The organism is Agaribacillus sp. DX54, assembly GCF_056858335.1.
In genome coordinates, this window is the sequence record NZ_JBXEQE010000150.1 from 1 (window position 1) to 327 (window position 327).

The 327-nt window shown below is 47.7% G+C and carries 1 protein-coding gene; it reads right to left on the bottom strand.

Features of this window, described 5'->3' with window-relative positions; genetic code table 11:
- On the bottom strand, positions 1-327 hold a 327-nt coding region (locus AC04NP_RS30750), incomplete at both ends, for a putative Ig domain-containing protein (RefSeq protein ID WP_482863964.1).

The window sequence follows — 327 nt, forward strand, 5'->3', positions numbered from 1 at the left end:
ACCATCCGCATCAGTCGTCGTAACATCTACTGCGTAAATACCATCGGTTACCTGTGTCGCATCAGTCACTGTAATTTCACCAGTAGTCGCATTCAAACTCATCCACGTAGGCAAAGTGCCTGAAGCAATCACAGCGCTCGTAATCGCTCCATTTGCATCGGTCACACTAGCCAATTGATCACCATTGGAATAACTGTCTTCATTCTGGGCAGCATTCACAGTGTAAACAGCTTCCATGTCAGGGGTAATTACGATGCTTACCGTCTGCGTGGTCTCCCCGCCATCTGCATCAGTGGTTGTAATATCTACTGTGTAAGTACCATCGGC